Annotated in this window: 21 protein-coding genes; 6 read left to right on the top strand and 15 right to left on the bottom strand. The window is 27.1% G+C overall.

Going from position 1 to position 22,331, the window contains the following annotated elements:
* Genes alaS through hpt form a run of 5 tightly spaced genes read left to right on the top strand, consistent with a single transcriptional unit; the run spans position 1 to position 4,813 of the window.
* Positions 1 to 2,628 carry an alanine--tRNA ligase gene (alaS, locus tag ACXYRN_RS00980; protein ID WP_458607336.1) on the top strand — a complete coding sequence of 876 codons (2,628 nt, stop codon included), beginning with the start codon at positions 1 to 3 and terminating at the stop codon, positions 2,626 to 2,628.
* Positions 2,610 to 3,065: a Holliday junction resolvase RuvX gene (gene ruvX, locus ACXYRN_RS00975; protein WP_458607335.1), complete on the top strand. Its 456-nt coding sequence runs from the start codon at positions 2,610 to 2,612 to the stop codon at positions 3,063 to 3,065. Before alaS ends, ruvX begins: the two co-directional genes overlap by 19 nt.
* Complete coding sequence (locus tag ACXYRN_RS00970; protein WP_458607334.1) at positions 3,041 to 3,745, top strand: BC85_0335 family putative methyltransferase; 705 nt, start codon at positions 3,041 to 3,043, stop codon at positions 3,743 to 3,745. Before ruvX ends, ACXYRN_RS00970 begins: the two co-directional genes overlap by 25 nt.
* A complete protein-coding gene (greA, locus tag ACXYRN_RS00965) occupies positions 3,735 to 4,217 on the top strand; it encodes a transcription elongation factor GreA (RefSeq protein WP_458607333.1) in 483 nt (160 codons plus the stop codon). Before ACXYRN_RS00970 ends, greA begins: the two co-directional genes overlap by 11 nt.
* A gap of 53 nt (positions 4,218 to 4,270) precedes the next feature.
* Positions 4,271 to 4,813, top strand: a complete 543-nt coding sequence (gene hpt, locus ACXYRN_RS00960) for a hypoxanthine phosphoribosyltransferase (RefSeq protein ID WP_458597576.1) — start codon at positions 4,271 to 4,273, stop codon at positions 4,811 to 4,813.
* A gap of 31 nt (positions 4,814 to 4,844) precedes the next feature.
* Here hpt and ACXYRN_RS00955 read toward each other — a convergent pair whose 3' ends face one another.
* The 14 genes from ACXYRN_RS00955 to ACXYRN_RS00890 form a co-directional block, all read right to left on the bottom strand.
* Positions 4,845 to 5,864: a ZIP family metal transporter gene (locus ACXYRN_RS00955; RefSeq protein WP_458597575.1), complete on the bottom strand. Its 1,020-nt coding sequence runs from the start codon at positions 5,862 to 5,864 to the stop codon at positions 4,845 to 4,847.
* Positions 5,864 to 6,589 carry a YebC/PmpR family DNA-binding transcriptional regulator gene (locus ACXYRN_RS00950; RefSeq protein WP_458597574.1) on the bottom strand — a complete coding sequence of 242 codons (726 nt, stop codon included), beginning with the start codon at positions 6,587 to 6,589 and terminating at the stop codon, positions 5,864 to 5,866. Before ACXYRN_RS00950 ends, ACXYRN_RS00955 begins: the two co-directional genes overlap by 1 nt.
* 8 nt (positions 6,590 to 6,597) lie before the next feature.
* On the bottom strand, positions 6,598 to 7,386 hold the full coding sequence (gene nadE / locus ACXYRN_RS00945; protein WP_458607332.1) for an NAD(+) synthase: 789 nt from the start codon (positions 7,384 to 7,386) through the stop codon (positions 6,598 to 6,600).
* A gap of 137 nt (positions 7,387 to 7,523) precedes the next feature.
* Positions 7,524 to 9,317, bottom strand: a complete 1,794-nt coding sequence (dnaK, locus tag ACXYRN_RS00940) for a molecular chaperone DnaK (RefSeq protein WP_458607331.1) — start codon at positions 9,315 to 9,317, stop codon at positions 7,524 to 7,526.
* Positions 9,318 to 9,393: 76 nt separating this feature from the next.
* Positions 9,394 to 10,242 carry a nucleotide exchange factor GrpE gene (gene grpE, locus ACXYRN_RS00935; RefSeq protein ID WP_458607330.1) on the bottom strand — a complete coding sequence of 283 codons (849 nt, stop codon included), beginning with the start codon at positions 10,240 to 10,242 and terminating at the stop codon, positions 9,394 to 9,396.
* Between the two features lies 1 nt (position 10,243).
* A complete protein-coding gene (locus ACXYRN_RS00930; RefSeq protein WP_458607329.1) occupies positions 10,244 to 11,242 on the bottom strand; it encodes a heat-inducible transcriptional repressor HrcA in 999 nt (332 codons plus the stop codon).
* 43 nt (positions 11,243 to 11,285) lie between these two features.
* Positions 11,286 to 12,086 carry a hypothetical protein gene (locus ACXYRN_RS00925; RefSeq protein ID WP_458607328.1) on the bottom strand — a complete coding sequence of 267 codons (801 nt, stop codon included), beginning with the start codon at positions 12,084 to 12,086 and terminating at the stop codon, positions 11,286 to 11,288.
* A 10-nt stretch (positions 12,087 to 12,096) separates the two neighbouring features.
* A complete protein-coding gene (locus tag ACXYRN_RS00920; protein ID WP_458607327.1) occupies positions 12,097 to 12,513 on the bottom strand; it encodes a hypothetical protein in 417 nt (138 codons plus the stop codon).
* Between the two features lie 290 nt (positions 12,514 to 12,803).
* On the bottom strand, positions 12,804 to 14,207 hold the full coding sequence (locus ACXYRN_RS00915; protein WP_435128998.1) for a hypothetical protein: 1,404 nt from the start codon (positions 14,205 to 14,207) through the stop codon (positions 12,804 to 12,806).
* A gap of 81 nt (positions 14,208 to 14,288) precedes the next feature.
* Entirely contained in the window at positions 14,289 to 15,002 is a 714-nt protein-coding gene (locus ACXYRN_RS00910) for a hypothetical protein (RefSeq protein ID WP_458607326.1), read from the bottom strand.
* On the bottom strand, positions 15,002 to 15,277 hold the full coding sequence (locus tag ACXYRN_RS00905) for a hypothetical protein (RefSeq protein WP_458607325.1): 276 nt from the start codon (positions 15,275 to 15,277) through the stop codon (positions 15,002 to 15,004). The genes ACXYRN_RS00910 and ACXYRN_RS00905 overlap by 1 nt, the downstream gene beginning before the upstream one ends.
* A 439-nt stretch (positions 15,278 to 15,716) precedes the next feature.
* Positions 15,717 to 16,175: a hypothetical protein gene (locus tag ACXYRN_RS00900; RefSeq protein ID WP_458597567.1), complete on the bottom strand. Its 459-nt coding sequence runs from the start codon at positions 16,173 to 16,175 to the stop codon at positions 15,717 to 15,719.
* A 91-nt stretch (positions 16,176 to 16,266) separates the two neighbouring features.
* Positions 16,267 to 17,142, bottom strand: a complete 876-nt coding sequence (locus ACXYRN_RS00895; RefSeq protein ID WP_458597566.1) for a hypothetical protein — start codon at positions 17,140 to 17,142, stop codon at positions 16,267 to 16,269.
* A gap of 86 nt (positions 17,143 to 17,228) precedes the next feature.
* Entirely contained in the window at positions 17,229 to 18,944 is a 1,716-nt protein-coding gene (locus ACXYRN_RS00890; protein WP_458597565.1) for a Na/Pi cotransporter family protein, read from the bottom strand.
* Positions 18,945 to 19,040: 96 nt separating this feature from the next.
* On the opposite strand from ACXYRN_RS00890, the gene rsmG reads away from it, so the two are divergent.
* Positions 19,041 to 19,733 (top strand): 16S rRNA (guanine(527)-N(7))-methyltransferase RsmG, encoded by a 693-nt coding sequence (gene rsmG, locus ACXYRN_RS00885; RefSeq protein ID WP_458607324.1) that lies wholly within the window; start codon positions 19,041 to 19,043, stop codon positions 19,731 to 19,733.
* Positions 19,734 to 20,160: 427 nt separating this feature from the next.
* Here rsmG and ACXYRN_RS00880 read toward each other — a convergent pair whose 3' ends face one another.
* Positions 20,161 to 22,101 (bottom strand): DNA gyrase/topoisomerase IV subunit B, encoded by a 1,941-nt coding sequence (locus tag ACXYRN_RS00880; RefSeq protein ID WP_458607323.1) that lies wholly within the window; start codon positions 22,099 to 22,101, stop codon positions 20,161 to 20,163.
* Between the last annotated feature and the right edge of the window lie 230 nt (positions 22,102 to 22,331).

The following is a 22,331-nucleotide window of genomic DNA, read 5'->3' as shown; positions in this document are numbered from 1 at the left end:
ATGAAATCAAAAGAAATAAGACAAAGATGGTTAGATTTTTTTGCATCTAAAAACCACTATATTGTTGAATCAAAAAGTTTGATTCCACAAAATGATCCATCATTACTTTGAATTAATTCGGGTGTAGCAACCTTAAAAGATTATTTTTCAGGTAAAAAAATTCCACAATCTCGACGTTTAACTAACTCACAAAAATCGATTCGAACTAATGACATAGAAAATGTCGGGGTAACAGCTCGACACCATACTTTTTTTGAAATGCTTGGAAATTTTTCGATAGGGGATTATTTTAAAAAAGAAGCTATTGAATTTGCGATAGAGTTTTTATTAAATGATTTAAAACTACCAAAAGAAAAGTTATATTTTACATATTATTATGAAGATTTAGAAACCAAGAATCTGTGATTAAGTCATGGAATTTCGGAAAAACACTTGATAGCAGGGACAAAAGATACAAATTTCTGAGAAGTAGGATCTGGACCTTGTGGACCTAATACTGAAATATTTTATGATCGTGGACAAAAATATGATAGTCGTGGCATCGAACTTTTAAAACAAGATATTGAAAATGACCGCTATATAGAAATATGAAATATTGTGTTTTCTACTTATAATTCAGATGGTGAAGGAAACTATACAGAACTTAAGCAAAAAAATATCGATACAGGTGCAGGTTTTGAAAGAATTGTTTCAATTTTACAAGATGCCCCTACAAACTATGATACTGACTTGTTTTTGCCAATAATTTATGAAATAGAAAAATATACTAACTTTAGATATGATATAAATAACTATTTTATCAAAGAACCTGAGCAAAATAAAATAAATAGTTATTTTAAAATAATTGCTGATCATATGCGTGCAGTTGTTAATGCTGTTGCCGATGGTGCTAAGATATCAAATGTAGGTCGTGGTTATATTTTACGTCGTTTAGTGCGTCGTAGCGCATATATAGCAATGCAATTAGGTATTTATAAACCTTTTTTATATAAATTAGTTGATGTTATAAAAAGCACTTTACCATATGAATATGATGCCAAAAAAGTAGCACAAATTATCTATGAAGAAGAAGAGAATTTCTTAAAAACAGTCGAGAACGGAAGATTATTATTAAAATCTGAGATAAAGCCAAATCAAAAAATTTTTTCAGGTGAAATAGCATTTAAGTTATTTGAAACATATGGATTTCCAATCGAATTAACAACTGAAATACTTGCACAAGATGGAATAAGTATTGAAATGGATTCGTATCATCAAGCAAAAGAAAAACATAGTCAAATAAGCCGTGGTAAAAAACTTTCAGGAATGGATAAAGTTATTAACTCATTAACCTTAATTAAAAATAAAGAAGATGAATTTATAGGATATACTGATACAAAATCTAAAACCACTATTTTACATCTGCTAGATACAGAAAAAGAAATTGATACATCTGATAAAATAAGTTATGTTATTTTAAAGCAAACTCCATTTTATGCTACAGGTGGTGGGCAAAAACACGATCGAGGATATATGCTGCAAAATGATAATAAAATAATTATCATAGATGTCTTTAAAGATAAGTTCGGAAACCATATTCATAAGGTTGAAGGTAAAATTAATCGTTTCGATGAAATAGAATGCTATGTTGATGAAAAAATTCGTCGTGGTTTAGAGAGAAACCACTCCGGAACTCACTTGTTATTTTGTGCTCTAAGAAAAGTTTTAGGGCCACAAATTAAACAACTTGGTAGCGATAACAATGAAGAGCGCTTAACATTTGATTTACCAGCAGATAAAAAACCTACAGAAGCTCAAATTAAAGAAATCGAAGACTTAATTCATTTATATATTAAACAAGATGCAAAACGTGATTATTTAATAATGTCAACTGAACAAGCCAAAGAAATCGGTGCAATAATGACTTTAGAAGAAGCTGAATATATGGACCCTAAAGCAGTCCGTATAGTAAAATTTGAAGGTATTACAGCCGATTTATGTGGTGGAACTCACTTATCACATACTGCTAATTTAGAAGATTTTAAAATTACTAATGTTGAAAAGAAAGCGGCTGGTGTATACCGGATTCGCGCTATTTCATCATTTGAAACAGTAAATGAATATTTAAATGAACAAAAAGATATGTTAATTATAGAATTAAATAAAAGTATTGAAAAAGTTGAAAAAATCAATCCAAATTATAAAAAAGATATTGATATACCAAATAATTTACAACAAGCAATTGAATATTTAAATAATCAGATACAGCAAGTTCGTAATGATTATATAAAAGAAAGTAAAAAACAGACTGAATCATTTGTTTTTGACTATGATGCAGCGGAGTTTGTTGAAATTAACAATCATAAAGTTTATTTGAATACATCAGTTGATAAATCACAAATAAAAATAGTTGCCTCAACATTGAGAGAAAAATATCCAGATGCTTTAGTTGTTTTAACTTCTCCTGATATAGATCCAATGTTAGTTGTTGCGTCAAAAAAATATAATTCAAACCTTATTGCACAGCGACTTATGCAGCAATTAAATGGTAGAGGTGGTGGAAACAACATCTTAGCTATGGGAAAAATTTCTGATAACAAAAACATTTTGCAACTGCTATATAGTATTAAATGAGAAAACTCAGTTTAGATTTAGGAACAAAATCCTGTGGTTTTGCAATAACTGATGAAAATGAAATTATAGCAATTGGTTTAGAAAATTTTGAAATGGATGAAAATGATTTTCAAGCAGTTATAAATAAAATAAAAATGTATATAAATCAATACCAAATTGATGGCTTGATTTTAGGTTACCCACTTAAAATTAGTGGCCAAAAAAGCGAAAGAACCTTAATGGTAGAACAATTTGCAAAATTATTAGATGAAAATTTTAATATTCCTTATTTATTTGTAAACGAGCAATACACAACTAAAAAAGCTCATGAAACTTTAATTTCAGCAGGATATACAAGAGCAAAAAGAAAATTATATAAAGATAAAATAGCAGCAGTTTTAATTTTGCAAGAGTATTTAGATTATTATAAGCATAGAAAGGAAATTAAATGGAATTATCACAAGCAACAATAACTGGCTTATGAGTATCTGCTGTTGTAGTTTTTGTGGTTGGTATCGGTATATATATCGGATTACAAATTTATGCAAGATATATTAGAAAAAAATATGTACAAAAATCACAAAAACAAACACAAATTCAGATACAAACCTTACGGAATGATATAGGTACGCTACCGTATATTCTCAAAGATGAATTTAAATCTAAAGCAGATGATTTAGATATCGAAGGGTTAATTAATACATTTTATATAAATAAATATACTTCATTGTTAGTAATATCGAAAAATGATTTATTCCCTTTTGCTTGCATGGTTGAAAAAGTCAAATTAGCAGGTTATTACGACTTAGATGAATTTGATTTTATAAAATATAATGAAGTTCGTAGAAAACTTCCGGATCAATTTATGCAACCAGTATTACCTTATAATAATGAAAATATTGATTTTGTGGCAGTTTTTAACAGTGATAAGAACCTTAATACTTTGTATGAAAATCATTATCCAAATCTCAATGCAAAAGGTATGCTTGCAATAAACCTAAAGAAATATAAAAATTCAGAAATTTTAGAGTTAGATAAAAAGCTTAAAGATAAAAATATTAAACATGAAGTATCATATATTACAAATCGATTCTTGTTTATTGTAAAAAACGATATAATAACAGATAATTTAGGAGTATCAAATGGACAATAAAAACATTATTTACCTTTCACAAGAAAAATATGACGAGTATAAAGCAGAATATGAAAATTTAGTCAATATTGAACGTAAGGCAGTGCAGGAAGCACTTAAAGAAGCACGTGCTCAAGGTGATTTATCTGAAAATGCTGAATATGATGCAGCAAGAGAACGTCAAGGAATTGTTGAAGGACGTATAAGCGAACTTGAAAATATTCTTGATAATGCACAAATTATCGAATCAAAACATGATAAATCTGATAACACAGTTGGAATAAACTCGTTGGTAACCTTTTTGGTGCTGGAAAAGAATGTGGAAAAATCAGTTACTATTACCGGATCACACGATACCAACCCGTTTGAAGATAAGGTATCAATGTCAAGTCCTTTAGCAGTTGCTATGATTGGTAGAAAACCAGGAGATATTATTGAAATTGAAGCTCCAAATAAATATTCAATAAAAATCATAAATGTAGAACATTTATAAAATTAAGCTGTATTTTACTACGGCTTTTTTTAATACAACACAAGGAGAACAAAATGAACAAACACCCACACATTAAAGAAATATTATATACACAAGAATTTTTGGAAGCAGAAATTAAAAAGTGTGCAGAATGAATTAATCAAACTTACCAAACAAGTGATAACTTAGTTATTGTTGGCTTATTAAAGGGTTCTATACCGTTTTTAGCACAATTGATTAAAGATGTTGAAGTTGACCATTCGCTTGATTTTATTACAGCAAGTAGTTATGCAGGAGGCAGCCAATCCAAAGGTAGTGTAAAAATAATTATGGACTTAGCAGAAGATATTTTTGATAAAGATGTTTTAATTGTTGAAGATATCATTGACAGTGGAATTACTTTAGAAAAAATTCAAAACCTTTTATTATCACGTAAACCAAAATCACTAAGAATTTTGACTTTGTTAGATAAACCATTTCATCGAAAGAATGATTTGCAAGCAGATTTTTCAGCAATAAAAGTTCCGGATGAATTCTTGGTTGGTTTTGGTTTAGATTATAAAGAAAAACTAAGAAATCTACCATATATAGGGATATTTGATAAAAAATATTTATAGACATTAAAAAAAACGGAAAATTTCCGTATTTTTAATGTCCGTGTGAATGGATTGAAAGAATAATAACTGAAAAAACAACTCCTAAAAATAACATTAATAATGTAATAAATCATTTCTTCTTATTAAATATTTCATGATAGAATTCAGGAAAGAATTCAACTAATGATGTAAAAATAAAGATACCACCTATACCCGAATAAATTAGACTTTTAAGAGGATCACTTACAAAATCACCACCATAAATACCAATTAGGATAAAGGGTAAAAATAAACCTAAACCAGCAAAGGATGTGAATAATGCTTTTCAAGGAGAAAATCCTGCATCCCGTAATCTAAGGTAGAAGATGGTTTCTTCGGGTATAAGATGTAAGATTAAGGAAATAAAGTATGCTACAGTAATATCGCTTGCTTTTGATGCATCGGCTGCTACTTGTGAAAGGTTATAACCAATTAATAATCCTTCCGGGATGCGATGTGTAAGTAATAATAGCAGAGCGATAAGTTTTAACTTTCCTTCAGTTTTTGCTAGTAGAGTATTTTCTACAAGTTGTAATTTATCTTCTCGGTTGCTTAAAAATTCTTCATGACTGTGGGTGTGGTCATGTTCGCTGTTGCTATGTTTATGTTCGTGGACAAAAACACTAAGTTTTTTTGACTTCATCAGTTGTTTGTTTAATTTTGAAGAAATAACAAATTTTAAAACAAAAGCAAATGTTAATCCGACTAAAATTCCTCCACCTACCATACCAATATTAGATAAATAATATACTGATGTACCTTCGCCAAATATTTCAGAATGATGCGAAGCAACTTCTAATGATTCACGCAAGAAACCAAAGGAAGCAAGTATTATAAAAAAACCAGTTGAAAAAGCATATAAGTATACTTTAGTTTTTTGAATTTGTTTTTTAAATATCGGTAGCACAAATGATAAGATAATAGGAACCATTAAAAGAACAATTAAAAAGATTAAACTTAATAAAAATTTCGATAAATAAGGGTTATTTATCCCGTTGTTAATACCTAAATAAAGATTATTTAATCACTGCATTAGTTAATTTCTACATTATGAAATACATCTTGTACATCATCGTCATCTTTTAATTTTTCAACAAAATCCAATAATTTTGCTTGTTTTTCTGCATCATAATTTACATACATATTTGGAATATATGTAACTTCACATTGGATAAAGTTATCGATTTTAAACTCTGTTTCAAGTGCAGATTTAAGCTCACTAAAGTTTTCAGGTTGCACTAAGATGACAAATGTTTCATTATTACTTTGTACATCATCTGCACCATTTTCTAATGCGATAAGCATTAAATCATCTTCTGAAATATTCTGTTTGCTAAATTCGATAATACCTTTTTTATCAAATGAAAAAGGTATCTGTCCAGTTTTTCCTAAGGTTGCATTTTGCTTATTAAAATATGCTTGGATATTCGATTTAACACGATTTATATTATCAGATAAAGTTACAACAATAAAGGTAGCACCACCACTAATAGTAGCATTAAAAATTAATTCTGTATATGATGAACCATCTTTGTTCCCTGCTGCCTTAGCGATTGCTCTTTCGATATTGTCTTTTGGCATATTTTTTGCTTTTGCTTTTGAAATAGCAAGTTTTAAAGTAGGATTTTTATCTGGATCTGGTCCTAATTGAGCTGCAACAAAAATTTCTTTTGAAAGTTTTTGGAAAATTTTTCCCCTTGCTGCATCTTGGGCACCCTTGCGGTGCGCAATATTAGCTGAGTGTGAATGTCCTGCCATAATGTCTCCTATTCTACTGGTTTTGGTTTAAAAACAGGTTGTCTTTTATGTTCTGTATTTTTATGTCTATATTCTATTTTGTTGATTATATCTTTTGTTAAGTGTTGTTTAATAATTTGTGGTTTATCAAGGTGATTTATATAAAAATCTAATTGACGATATGAAAAACCGAGTTCACCTTCATCTGTTTGTCCATCTCATAAACCAGCTGATGGCTTTTTATTTATAATACTATCCGGTACACCTAAAAGTAGAGCTAGATAAGCAACTTCACCCTTTGTTAGTTGACAAATAGGTAATAAATCTGCTCCACCATCACCGTATTTAGTAAAGTAACCTATATATACTTCATCAGCATTATCAGTTCCTAAAACTAAATAATTATTTTCTTGTGCTATTGCATATAAAGTTGTCATTCTTAAACGTGGCTTAATATTAGCGATTGAAAGTGGGTTTGCTAGGTTTAATTCCTTGCTTATTGCCTTAAATGCAGCACCTAATTTAATAGTTTTAAACTTTGTGTTAAACCTTTGTTCAAGTGCTTGTATATCTGCTAAATCGGCTTGTAGCATTGATTGCACCGGTATTACAACCCCAATCGTATTATCTGTCACAGATTTTGCTAAAGCATAAGTTAACGATGAGTCAATTCCTCCGCTAATTCCGACAACAAATCCTTTTGCATTTGCTTTTTGTAACATATCATTTAAAAAAGTTTTTAGAACATCTATATATTCATAAGCTTTTTGCTCATTAAAAGAATGTTCAAAACCATTATAATTGGTAATTTTACTCATACTTACCTTTCTACATAAGTTATATTATATAATAAAATTTGTTTTTCTATATAAAAATTACTATATAGTAATATAAAATTACTTTTAAGTCTATTATCTAGACTTAAAAGTAAAAAAAACCCATAATAGGGTTATTTTTAGTCTTCTACAACTGTTGCTGTGTCTTCGTCGGAATTTTTTGTTTCAGATTTTGTAGCATTTTGTTGTGCTGCATAGTTTGCAAAATCACGCATTACATTTTCTACTGATTCTAATTTTGTTTTTAATGCAGGAATATCTTTTTTATCAATTAATTCTTGTAATTCGTTAATAAGTTTTTCACTCTCTGCTTTTGCTTTTTCATCCATTTTATCACCTTGTTCGGCAGTTGCCTTTTTAATTTGGTCGATTAATGATTCAGCACGAACAATGGTTTCAACTTCTTCTTTGCGCTTTGCATCTGCTTCTTTGTTTGCTTCTGCTTCTTTAACCATTCTTTGAATTTCTTCTTCAGAAAGTTTTGTTGAATTTGTGATTGTAATTTTTGCATCTTTATTTGTTTTTAAATCTTTAGCAGTAACAGTTGTAATACCATTAACATCAATTGTAAAACTTACTTCAATTTGTGGTACTCCACGAGGTGCAGGTTCGATTCCACTAAGATTGAATTGACCTAAAGTCTTATTATCTGATGCCATTTGTCTTTCACCTTGCACAACACGGATTGTTACTTCGGTTTGATTATCAGCTGCTGTTGAGAATACTTGTGATTTAGTTACAGGAATTGTGGTATTTCTGTTGATTAATGGAGTTGCAATACCTCCCATAGTTTCAATTCCTAAGGTTAATGGTGTAACATCTAATAATAAGATATCATCAATATCACCTGCTAATACAGCCCCTTGAATAGCGGCACCAATTGAAACGACTTCATCAGGGTTAATTGAACGGTTAGGTTCTTTATTTAAGGTACGTTTTACCATATCTTGCACTGCAGGCATACGAGTTGATCCACCAACTAATAATACTTCATGCAAATCCTTAGCAGTAATTCCAGCTTCTTTTAAAGCATCTTCAATTGGTTTTCTAGTGCGATCTAATAAATGTGATGTCATTTCTTCGAATTCGCTACGCTTTAGGTTTAATTCAACATTAACAGGTCCATTTTCTGTCATTCCAAAGAAAGGAATTGCAATAGTAACTTGTCCTTGCTCAGAAAGATCAATTTTTGCTTTTTCAGCAGCTTCCTTAAGACGATTTAAACGAGTTTTATCAGTTCCAACTTCAAATTTATAAACATCTTTAATTTTCTTAGTTAATCAGTTTACAATTTCATGATCTCAATCATCTCCACCTAGGTGGTTATCACCTGAGGTAGATAATACATCAAATGTTCCATCTTCTACTTCGAGAACTGAAACATCAAATGTTCCTCCACCAAGATCATATACTAATACTTTCATTCCTTTATGATCTTTATCAAGACCGAATGCTAATGCAGCCGCTGTAGGTTCATTAATAATTCTTAATACATCTAATCCTGCTATTTTACCAGCAATTTTAGTTGCTTCACGTTGTGCATTGTCAAAGTATGCAGGAACAGTAATAACTGCTTTTTTAACTTTTGTTCCTAATTTTGCTTCAGCATATTCTTTCATATATGAAAGAATCATTGCTGAAATTTCTTCTGGTTTATAGTCTCTTCCATTTACATGAACTGTTTTATCAGTTCCCATAAGTCTTTTAATAGAGATAACTGTATTTGGGTTAGTTTCAACTTGACGTTTAGCATTATCCCCTACAATTTGCTCTCCGTTTTTAAACGATACTACAGATGGAGTAGTTCTTTTGCCGTTAGGGTTTTCTAAAACTACTGATTTTTTTCCATCCATAATTGTAACTACTGAATTTGTAGTTCCTAAATCTATTCCTAAAATAATTTCTTTTGCCATGATTTTCTCCTTAATAGTTTTTTTGTTTTTGTTTGTTATATAGATTAATTATAACATAATTTAGCAAACAAAGAATTTAATTGCTAATTTTTTTTGTCAGTATAACTGATGCAGGTTTAATTAAACGTGAGTTTAATTTTAAACCATATGCTGTAACTTTTTTTACTATATTATCAATATCGGAGTCGATAAAATCAACTACTGCTTGTGAACTTGGATCAAATTCAGTTTCAAGTTGTGGATTAATTATTTCAACACCATTACTTGAAAAAACATCTTCAAATTGTTTTAAAACAATATTAAATCCTATTGTGTAATTACGAGTTTCTTCAGATGTTGAATTACTTCCAAAGTTAACTGCCATTACAAGGTTGTTATAAGGAATAACAAAATCTTCAAAGAAAGATTGCAAAGCATAATTTTTAATATCATTTCGCTCGTTTTCGAGTTTTTGCTTTTGGTTTTCAATTTCTTGTTGTAACATCTGATCTGCCTTTTTTGATAACTGCGATGCTTTTTCTTTAAACTCTGTTTGTAATTTAAGTATATCTAAATCTTTTTGAGCAATTTGTTGTCTTAAAAGGAAAACTTCTGCTCTTAGTTTTGCAAGTTCTTCTTTGACCCCACCTTCTTCAACTATGCTATCATCTGAAACAATATGGTTTGAATTTATATGTGTTATTACTAACCTAACTGTTTTTCCGGCAAATTTTGGATCATCGAACTTTTTAGAATAAGTAAATTCAACCTCTAAAACTTTCTTATATTTACGACCAATGATATATTTATCTAAATCTGGTAAATATTCATTATTTCCTAAGGTAATTGTAGTATTTTTATCATATTCTTTTTGATGGTGACCATCTAAATAAAGACGAAAATCACCTGTTATTTTATCTCCATGTTTATATTTTTTATTAAACATATTAACCTCTTTTCTTTAGTAAAATTTCTAAAACATTTAATGCTGTTCGCATTGCATCGTAATCAGATGCTTGAGCACCAATTACTGAAACCTCAGTGACATTGCTATTGTTTTCGATTCGCTTAGACATATATGTTCGTTCATCGTTAATTGATATTTTAAGTTTTTGATCATTTTCAACACTTTCTTCGATGCGATCTCAAACAGAATAGTTTTCGATTAATTCTAACATCTTATTTAATGTCTCTCTATTTATATCATCTCTTAAGATAATATTCGATTTACCAAAAACTTTATTTTGAGTAATGTGATTAATTTTTTCTGTAAAAACCTGAGTAATAAATGAATCGATTACCTTTTGATAATTCTTAATTTGTGATGCAAGTGGTTCAGCAAGTGATAAAACATGGTCTGCTAACTTATCTAATGGGATATCAATAAGGCGATCTTTAAATATCTTTATCGCAATTCGTAAGTCATTAATGCTTACATCTTTATCAAAAGTAATTATTTTTGAAAAAACTTCTCCATTTGAAATTACCATTACAATCGTGGCTCGATGTTGATCTAAAGGAACCATTTCGATGCTTTTGAGCAGATGCTTTTGTGATAAATCAGTTGTAACTAATGTTAAATTAGTAATTTCTGAAATAATTTTTGCTGCTTGCTCAATAGTTGTGTCTATATCATTTCTTTTTTTGTCTAAAATCTTTTCAAGTTTTCTTAACAACTTTTCTTCATATGTTTCTGATAAAAAGTTTGCATAATAGCTCAGTCCTTTTGATGTTGGGATGCGACCACTAGATAAATGCGGTTTTATCAAAAATTCTTTGTTTTCTAGATCATTCATTAAATACCGAATTTTAGCAGGTGAAAAAGTTATTTCATTAAATCTTTTAATAAGTTTTGCACTACTTACTGCCTCACCTGATTCAATATATAAAAGCACAGTGTACTTTAGAATTAACTCATGACCTTTGTTTATTTCCTCTTTAATCATAATAATATTCTAGCACAAAAATAAAAATTTAGCAAATAAATAATTAAATTGCTAAATTTTTATTTTCTGATGTTTGGTAAATTATATCTTCATTAAATACCTTTTGATAGGTTGTTATGAAATTAGAATATAAGTCATCATAAATAATATTTCCTTTATTTATTTGATCAAAATGATATCCTCAGATGATAAAATAAAAAATATATAATCTTTCTTTTTCATTATGTATTTGTTCTTTATGATTATGTATATCTAAATTAACTTTTTTATTTATACTATGATAATCGAAATAAAATTTCTTTACTTGTATTAAATTCTCAAAAAAAGGCTTTGGTATAAAATAATTACAATAGGAAAAAGTAAAGCTATTTATCAAATTTTTTATTTGGTTTGTTTGTTTTTTAAATAATAAAGTGTAAAAAATAAGTAATAATAAAGGAATTATAATATCAACTGCCCCTGGAATGTAAGCATATCTAAGATAATTAATAGAGAATTTATAATTTGAATAATTTTCACTAAAATTAACTGCATTAGAAATTATTCTGTTTTTATCATAAATAATATTATAAAAAATAAAATTTAAAATAATAGCAAGTAGACAAAAGATTATATTCAACAATAAAATAAAATAAAACTTTTTCATTAACTTAATAAAAGAATTAGCACCTTTTTTAAAGATGACATTAGTTATGGTTTGATTAATTTTAATTAATTTATGCATCTTATAAATTGAAAAAGTAGATAATCTTTTTAAAAAGATAAAATAAAAAATGATATAAATATTAAAAATTACTAACAGTATATCTACAACAGAGTTAATTGCAAAAAATACAAAAATCATATTTTATACCTTATTTATTGAAATAATTAATATAGTTATAATACATACCTATATAATAACTTTGATGTTCTGTTTGTTTTGACAGATGCATATTGTAGATAAAAAAAGCAAGAATATAATATGTATTTTCCTTAAAAACCTTTCTTATTGTTTTGATATCTATTTTGTTATATATCATTAAAAATGAATAAATATGCATATAATTTATCGGTAATAATCCGTTGTTTTTAAACTCATTTGGTAATCATTTTTCATAGTTTATTGTTATATTCTTCAATTTTGAATCAAAATGTTTTATTGCTTTCATTGAAAATTTAATATGTTTATATACAGTTAGAAAATATGGTGTATATGCTATAAAACTCATTATAACAGCAGGAAGAATATAATAAACTATTTGATTATCATAACCTGATAAAAAAGTCATATAATTCATTGATAATAAAAAAGAAATTTCAGATATGAATAAGAAGATTATTACAAATAATACAATAAAAGAAATAAAGTTGTATTGCTTTGTTTGAATTTTTATAATATTTCACCCGTTTATAAAGTGAATATGATAATTTTTATTGGATTCAATGTCTCTTTTATATGTATCTATTAAAATATAATAAAAAATATTTAATCTAAAGTAATATACAACAGAAAAAATAATTGGATTTATAAGGAAATACATAAAAACAGAAATAAGTAAAATTGCTAAAAATCACATATTTATCCTAGATTATCTAGTTTAGTCTTATTTGGTAATTTTCTTATATACCATATGTTTTTAGCAGGATTATATACTTTTTGAAGTCCTCATTCATACAGTTGTCATTCTGAAACACTAAGCATCTGATCAATAGTTTTAAATTCACCTGTTTTTAAATTCTTAAATAATAGATTTCTACCCCCTGTTCCACCATTTTCATAAGAATCTGTTTGAACAGTTTCTTTCATTACAACTCATTCAATTTTTCTAATATCATCTAAGTATTTGTTGATTTCATTTAATTTACTTGTAAGATTTAACAAAAACTTTTGAATTTCTTCTGTTTCTTTATTAAGTTTGTTTAATTCATCTATACTAACACCTAATGAAGCAAGATCAATTCCTGTAAAAGTAATGGATGGTATTGCTTTAACAAGTTTTGATGCAAAACTACCAACAGATTTTAATTTTTTATAATTCATTGCAATTCTAAATACATTACCAGTTATACCGTTAGTGACACCCCATATATAATTAAAAGCTGTGTATCAGTCATCAAGTGAGGTTGTGTTAGATTTTATGTTAAGCAATTTATTTATAAATTCTTTTTTTGATAATAAAGCTTCTTTTTGATTTTTAAGTGAGTCTATATAAAATGTTATTCCTAGAGATACCACAGAAGTGCCTACACTAACAAAAGCAAAAATAAACGGAAAGAAAAAAGATAATACTGATGATAACACAGAAGCAGCTGTCGTTGCTATTGATGCTATTGTTGCATTTTTTATTTTAGATTGTATTGAATTAATGTTATTTTCTATTATAGAATAAACTTCCTTAATATTTTCTGCTTCGGCTTCTAATTCATGAAATTTAATGTTTAGTTTTTTTGAATTAACTTCATTTTGGTCTATATTTATTGTATATCTCAAATCATTATTTATTAGAACTCTTTTTATGTTAGATTTTACTTTAACTTTTTTTATTTTCTTTGTAATATCATTAACAATAGAATTAACAGAAATTTCGAATTCTTCTATAAATTTTGAATATATTTGATGAATATTATAATCTATGATTTCTTTTTCTTGGTATGGAGCAATTTTTCCACTCTTTTTCAGATTTACAATATAATAGTCAAACATTTTCTTAAAATCTTGAAAAGAAATTAAATTTTTTAAACTTTTGTTCTTTTTTTCAGAATTTAAGAAACGAAAGAAATTGTCACCATTTAATTTGTTTGTAAACAACTTTTCATCAATTGTTTTCATTAAATATTCATAATCAATAAATGTATTAATTCCTGTATTTGATTGATTCATATTTTCAGGATTATGATTTATTTTATATTCGTATACTGGCATATTTGTAATACTGCTTAAACTAGCAATCGGATCACCTAAATTTAATAATATTTTCTTCATTTTAACTCCTTATATAAATTTTATGAAAATATTTAAGACAACCTATCAATCTATGTATATATTTAAAAGTTTCTGAAAGAATTATTGTCAAATAATAGATGTCTTCTTATAATTTCAAAATTGTGCATATAACCCTTCTCAAATATAGTTTCCTTTATTGACTTCATCAAAATGATAACCTCAAATCATAAAATAATGAATATTTATAACATCTAATTTTGATTTTATAAATATTCTTAATGGATATATGTTTAAAACAACCATTCTACCTTTTAAATGATAAAAATCAAAAAAAGTTTCGTTTCTTTTGTTTAACTTTGGTGTTTTTTTAGGAAGAAAATAATCATCAAAGGTGAATTCAAATTTATCAATAAGTTTATAAATAATATTTGTGCGATTGATTCTAAGTTTAATAAATAGAATGCTACAAATAAAACAAAGTAAAAAGTGAGGTATATAGGTTATATTAATATATAAAAGTACTTCTGCACTTACTGATAGCTTACTACTGTTAAATTTAATTACAAGAAGCGCATTTATAGTAATCAAAATAATTAAGAAAAAACTTAAAAAAACAAAGAAAAGATGTGTGATTCTTTGTCATTTCAAAAAAGCTAATGCACCATATTTGAATGTGTAATGTGTTTTTGTATGCTTAATCTTTATTAAAATGTTAGTTTTCTTGATTATAAATTTAAAGTTTATAGTAAAGAATCTAAGAACAAAATAAGTATATAATGAAATATAAATGGTGGCTAATGCAAGAAAAATATTAATAATTGCTCATACAAACATTAGACATCATCCTTATTAAAATAATTTACATAGTTGTAGAAAAAACCTTGATAGTTATCTATGTACTCACTTTTTACTGATTTATCCATATCATAAATATAAAAAGCTAGAATGTAATATGTATCTTCTTTAAAAATCTTTTTAAGCTTTTTAATATTAATTATATTTCACGTTGCTATAATATCATATATAACAATGTAATTAAGGGGTAATAATCCGTTATTTTTAAATTCATCATTTAACATATTGTCATAAGTTATATTTGTTGATTTCATTATTGTATTAAAATATGACTTTGATTTTATAGATATATACATATTTCTAACAAATATAATATAAAAAATTGAAACAGTTGCAATAGTTATTAAAAGTGTTGGTGGAATAAGTGAATAAAATAAATTTATGAAATCTTCTTGCAAATAAGGAACTAACAAAAAAGTTGCAATGATTGCTCCTAAGTGAAGTAAAAATGTAAATATAAACAAAATGATATGAAGTATCACTAACTTATTTATTTTCTTATTCATTAAATATCAACCATGCACAAAATGAATATGGTATTTATTTGTGTGTAACATTTGATGTCTTTTGTATGTATCATTAAGGATATAAAAGAAAATTTGAAAACAATATTTATAAATAATAAGAATTAATACCATACTAAGTGGTAATATTGCAGGAAGTATTAGGAGAGAAAGAAATAATAAAAACATATTAACCTAAATTATCTAACTTTGTTTTATTTGGTAATTTTCTTATATATGTTACTTTTCGAGCAGGGTTATATACTTTTTTTAGTCCCCATTTATATAGTTGCAAGTCTGTTTGTTGTAACATTTCATTAATTGTAAGGATTTGACCAGTTTCAAGGTTTTTGAAGACTAAATTTCTTCCACCTTTTCCGCCATGATTATATGAATCGTTTTTAGGTGTCTCTTTTATTACAACTCATTCTACTTTTTTTATGTTATTTAATTCATTATATAGCGAATCTAATGTCTTCTTTAAATCACTTGTATAATTATTTATAATATCATTTTCTCTTTGTATTTGTGTTCTATCACCTAATGCAAGTATTATTGATAAGCCATCAATCCCTAATGATTCCAAAGAAGGTAATGAAAATTCTAGCATATCCTTAATAGCATTTGAAATTTTACTTTTAAAATACATTACTAATTTAAAAATATTGTCTGTTATTTTTCATCCATTAGATGCAAAGTCGTATGCATCATAGAAATAAGATATTTTTGATTCTTCAACATTAGATCCATCATCAAGTGAAATTATTTTTTTTTAATGCTGCATTTTTATCTAAAAAATTCTGTTTTCTTGTCTTAAAATAAATTATAACCCCTGTTAGAACAATTAATGAAAAAGCAGAACCAGCACCTAAAACAGCACCAACAACTGGAATAAAAAATGCTACAATTCCTGATAATGTAGAAGTAACAGCAAGAGAAAGATAAGCAGAATTTAATTTTAATAATATATCATTAGTACTTTTAACCCCCTCATTCAAGAGTTTCAAAATAGGTTTTATTTGCTCTATTTTTTTCTCAACCTCAAAGAACCTAATAGTTATTTTTTTTGAATTTTCTATATCATCTTCAATATTTATTTTATATCCTTTTTCATCATCTAGAGATACCCTATTAATTTTTCTTATTCTTTTTTCTTTCTTAATATTTTCTTGTATCTGTAGCTTCAATTTATCGACAGAAAGTCTTAATTCACCAAGAAATTTATCATACATTTCATTAAATTTTTTTGGACTTTGGTTTGTAATTAAATTTGCATCACTACTTGAAATAACTTTATCATCTACTAATCTTCTTACATATTTGTTTAATAGTTTGCTGAAATTTTTTTTACTTACCTTACTCATTAGTTCATTTAATGACATGCTTGAATTAAGAAAGTCAGGAAGTGATTTTTCAAATAAATATAATTCACCAGTCATTTCAAGAATATGATTATTTTTTTCTTTTTTTAATTCATTATCATATCCCGTGCTTTCTAACCTTGCATCTATTATTTTGTGATAATTAGGAGGGATATTATAACTTTGAACCGGAATACCTATAACACCTGATAAACCTGTTATAGGATCACCTAATTTTATCAATGTTCTACTCATTTCATCTCCTTTTTGACTTGATATAATTTTACACAATTATTCTGATAAAACGAAAAATACAAAAGCATATAAAATATGCAAATTCCCTAAACATCAACAAAGTTTTTTTGTTCATCAAGTGAAATATCATAAATATTAAGTCTAGTGTTTTTAATATAATGATTTATTCTTTGACAGTGATGTGCAATTCTTTCAATGGTTCTCAATAAAATACCATAATCAAAATCTTTATCAAGTTGCTTTTGTCCATTTTGTGTTTTCAAACGTTCAACATTTACTTTAGTGAATTCATCCGATAAACTATTAATATTTGTGTATAGTTTATCAATAAAATTACTTCTTTCATCAGTTTGGTTTTCTAATTGTCTGATTGAATTTTTTAACAAAGTCTGCAAAGATTCTACTAATTGACTTATTTCAGTTATTATTTCGCTATCTAAGTCGAATTTTTGTGTTGATTTTGATATATAAGTTTTATTTAACTCTAAGATAACATCGTTTCCTAATCCCATTATTTTGTCAACTGAACGACTTGAAAGAATTAATGATAAATGTAACTTAGCATCGTCGTTATTCAAATTGCGACTGTTAAGCTGAACTAAATAGTTATATATTAATGTCCGTGTATTATCAATAACTTCTTCCAAGTGATGGTATTCCTTCAAAATTTTTTGATCTCCACTTTTTATATATTCTCAAAGCAATTTCATTCCTTTTTGAGAAATTTTACCTTGGGTATACAAGGCATTTTTAGCAGCCTTTAGTGCCAATGATGGGTTTTCATTAATCAGTTGAGCAGGCAGAATAATTTCAAATTCTTTGTTTATATTTTTATCTTTTATAATCTTATTTACAAATAATTCAAGATATTTAATTAACCAAAAGAAAATACCAACTAGGATAAAGTTAAAGAACAAGTGAGCCAAGGATAATTGCAAGGCCTTTTGTGTGGGTGCCATTAATAATATAAAGTCTGCATAATAAGTCAAAGGATATAAGAAAGGTAAGATAAGTAAGGCAATTGATAAATTAGTAAATCCTCATAAGATAGCAATTTTCTTAGAATTATTATTTTTAGATGTGAAAGAAACTATTAAACCGGTTATGGTTGTTCCTAAATTAGCACCAAGAACTAAGGCGATAGCTGAATAAATTTGTAATGTATCTTGCTCTTTAAAGACAATTTGATATAAAGTAACAGTTGCACTAGAAGATTGTAAAATCCCAGTAAGAACAAAAGAAAACAAGAATGCTGATCATGGATTTGCTCCAGCAACAGACAAGGTTTTCTTAAAGAAATCTTGTTTTACAATTTCTTTTGCTGCAGATGACATTATTTTTAGTGATAAAAATACCATTCCTATTGCTATTGCTAGCAAAAAAATGTTTTGTCATCTATCTTTTTTGGTGAGTAATGAACCAAACACTCCGATAACCATAAATAAAATAAAGTATTCAGTAAATTTAAAACTTGATTGAAATGAAACGATCAAGGATGTTGTTGCAGTTCCTATATTTGCACCGAGTAAAAAGGCAATAGCTGCTCTTAAACTTATAAATCGTGCTGCTAAAAGTCCCATTATTAATGCGATTGCACCATCCGAAGATTGGATAAAAGTTGTGAATAGAATCCCTACCAGCAAAGCAATATAGTTATTTTTAGTTATAAATTTTATCACCTTACGAAATTTTGAATCACCGATACTTTTTAATGATGTAGATAACTTTTTAGTTGCATAAATAAATAAAGCCAAGGATGCTAAAGCAAAGACGATTGCAAGCGAAATTGTATCAAATTTCATAACTGTCCTTTCAAATATCTTTTTTTGATATTATAATAAAATTTTATAATTTGAAAATTTAATACAAAGAAACTTTGAATAAGTTAAAATATTATTATGGATTCAAAAGAATATGTGCAAAAGTTGTGTTATCAAAAAGGTTGAGACTTTGAAAAACTTGATAAATATGTCAATTTAATAGAAGAAAAAAATAAAGTAATGAACTTAACGGGTTTTTCCGATGATCGTTTATGAAGTGAAGGGATCCTGGAATCCCTAGCATTTATGGACAAAATAATGAAAGTGTTTAATAAATGCAATGTATTAGATATCGGTGCAGGTGTAGGTTTTCCATCAGTTCCTTATTTTATTGCTAACTTAAATTCTAATTTTCAACTTGATATCTATGAACCACTAACAAAACGTTGTGATTTTTTAAATCTTGTTATTAAAGAATTAAATATTACTAATATTAAAGTTTATAAAAAACGAGTTGAGGAACAAAAACAAAAAAATATATACGATATTGTAACAGCCCGTGCTGTTGCAGATATCCAAACATTAATTTTAGTTGCCTTTCACCTTATCAGAGTTGGTGGAAAAATGATATTGATAAAGGGAAAAAAAGTTTTAAAAGAGGTAGAAGATGCAGAATTTGCTTTTAAACAAGTTAAATACAAGTTGGATATTGAAAAGTTTTCTATGACACAAATAAACAAAGATAATCATATTGTATATATTACAAAACTTAGAAGTACACCAAATTCTATTCCGTATGTTTGAAAAGATGTTATAAAACTTAGAAGGTAGTTATTTATATGTATAAAAAAGTAGTCAAAAATTTGACTACTTTTAAAATTTTTAATTTACAGTTTTCAATTTATATTATATAGAGTTTAAACAAAATATAAGAAAGAAATTAAATTATGTGAAAAATTATAACGAGATAACAAAGAATAATGAAAGAGAAATTTTGTTAACGAAAACTGAATGAAAAGAGAGAACATAAATAAACTAAATAATTTTATGAATTATTGAGTAAAAATTTAAATGAAAATTTACGAATAAAATAATAGAACATAGATTTGATATTTAAATGAATATTTTGATTTTACTAAGTATTAAGTATTTTGATATCAATAATGAATCCTAAGCACATTTGACAATACACTTAGGAATTTTATTATACAACAAAAAATATTAATATATCATAATAAATAACAAAATAAGTAAATTTTTAGTGTTTTTTTGTTATTTTTTTCATTTTTTCTATAAAATCCAAATCTTCTTCTGAAAAATCAATGTTACTATCAATTCACTGCTTGCGTTTTGATGAATCTTCACCCATTAAAATTGAAACCCTTCTTTCAGCAAGTGAAGCATCTTCGATACTAATTTTAATTAATGTACGTGTTTGTGGATTCATTGTAGTTTCTCATAATTGATCAGCATTCATCTCACCGAGCCCTTTATATCTTTGTAGTTCGATAGCACCTTTTTGTTTTGTTAATATATCCCTTAAATCATTTTCATCTCAAGCATATAAAATGTTTTTTTTGCTTTTATTAGTAATTTTATATAACGGAGGAATTGCGATATAAACTTTACCTGCTTCAATTAAAGGTTTCATAAAACGGTAAAAAAAAGTAAGTAATAAAATTTGAATATGTGCCCCATCGGTGTCAGCATCCGTCATAATAACTATTTTATTGTAATTGCATTTATTTAAATCAAAATCCTTGGCAAAACCAGCACCAATTGCATTGATAATAGTTGCTATTTCATTATTTTTAAGTAAATCAATAATACTTTTCTTTTCAGAATTTATAACCTTTCCGCGCAGAGGTAAAATCGCTTGATAATGACGATCACGACCACTTTTAGCAGATCCCCCTGCTGAATCGCCTTCGACAATAAATAACTCTCTTTCAGAAGCCTTTTTTGATGTCGCTGGAGTTAATTTGTCACTTATAATACTTTTTTCTTTTAGTGACTTCTTAGATTGTCTTGCTTCATCGCGACGCTTACGTTCTTCAAGTCGGATTTCATATGCACGTTTAATTTTTTCCAAAACTTTCTTAAATTGATTTTTATTATCTTCAATTCATTTTTGCAAGTATTTTGAAACAATTTCTTCACTAATATTCTTTGCTTCAGGTGTTCCTAATTTGTCTTTTGTTTGTCCAACAAATTCTAAAAGATGTTCAGGAATTTTGAGCGAAATAACACAAGTAAGGCCCTCCTTGATTTCTTCAGAATCAAAGATGTTTTTGCCTTTTAAAAAACCTTCTTTCAAGGCGTATTCATTAACTATTTTGTTAAAAGCATTACGTAATCCAATTTCGTGACTACCACCATCGCGAGTTTTAACATTATTAACGAAACTTAATAACAAATTCGAATACGAATCAGTTCATTGAAAACCAAATTCAACTTCAATGTCTTTTTTGGTGTCTTTAAATGAAATCGCCTTAGTTAAAGGTGTTTTGGAATCATTTAGAAAATCAATAAATGCTTGAATACCATTATTATACTGATAAGTTTCATCAAAACCGATGTTTTCATCAACAACTCTAATTTCTAAATTAGAGATTAAAAAAGCACTTTCCTTTAAACGTTCAGAAATTGTATCTATATTTAATTTAGCACGTTTAAAGAAATGATAATCGGGTCAAAATTCAACCGATGTCCCTGTCTCCTTGCTCTTTCCTACTTCATGGGTTCGCTCTTTAATATTATCACCTTCGAAAACAGTGCGATATAATTTACCATTTCTTGCTACAGTTGCTATTAATTGAGTTGACAAAGCATTGGTAACACTTGAACCAACACCGTGTAAACCGCCTGATGTTTTATAAGCACTTGAATCGAATTTTCCACCAGCATGTAATTCAGTAAAAACAACTTCTACAGCACTGCGATCGTCATCTTTTATCTTATCTACTGGGATTCCTCGACCATTATCTGTAACTTTTACCGAACCATCTGTTCTTAAAAATACTGCTATTTTGTTTGCATAACCAGCCAAAGCTTCATCAATTGCATTATCTACAATTTCTCAGACAAGATGGTGTAAACCATTTACATCAGTTCCACCAATATACATTCCAGGACGCTTACGAACCGCTTGTAAACCTTTTAATTGTTGGATACTACTTGCATTATATTGCTCATTCATAATTTTAATTATATAATTATTTTCGCTACATTTAAAATTGAAAAGCAAAATAATGTTTGTTTTATAAATTTTTAAAATTGCTTTCAAATTTCGTTAAAATAATAAGAAATTTAAAAGCAATTTAGTTTTTTGAAATTATATTAATTAAAACAATATAATATTTAAAAGTATGATACATAGACAAAAATGTAAAATATCTTTACTATTTTAAGCACACATATTTAATAAAA

This window comes from Mycoplasma sp. 4423 (assembly GCF_054353855.1).
Note: the sequence above shows the minus strand (reverse complement) of the source record. Positions and strands in the feature narration are given on the sequence as shown.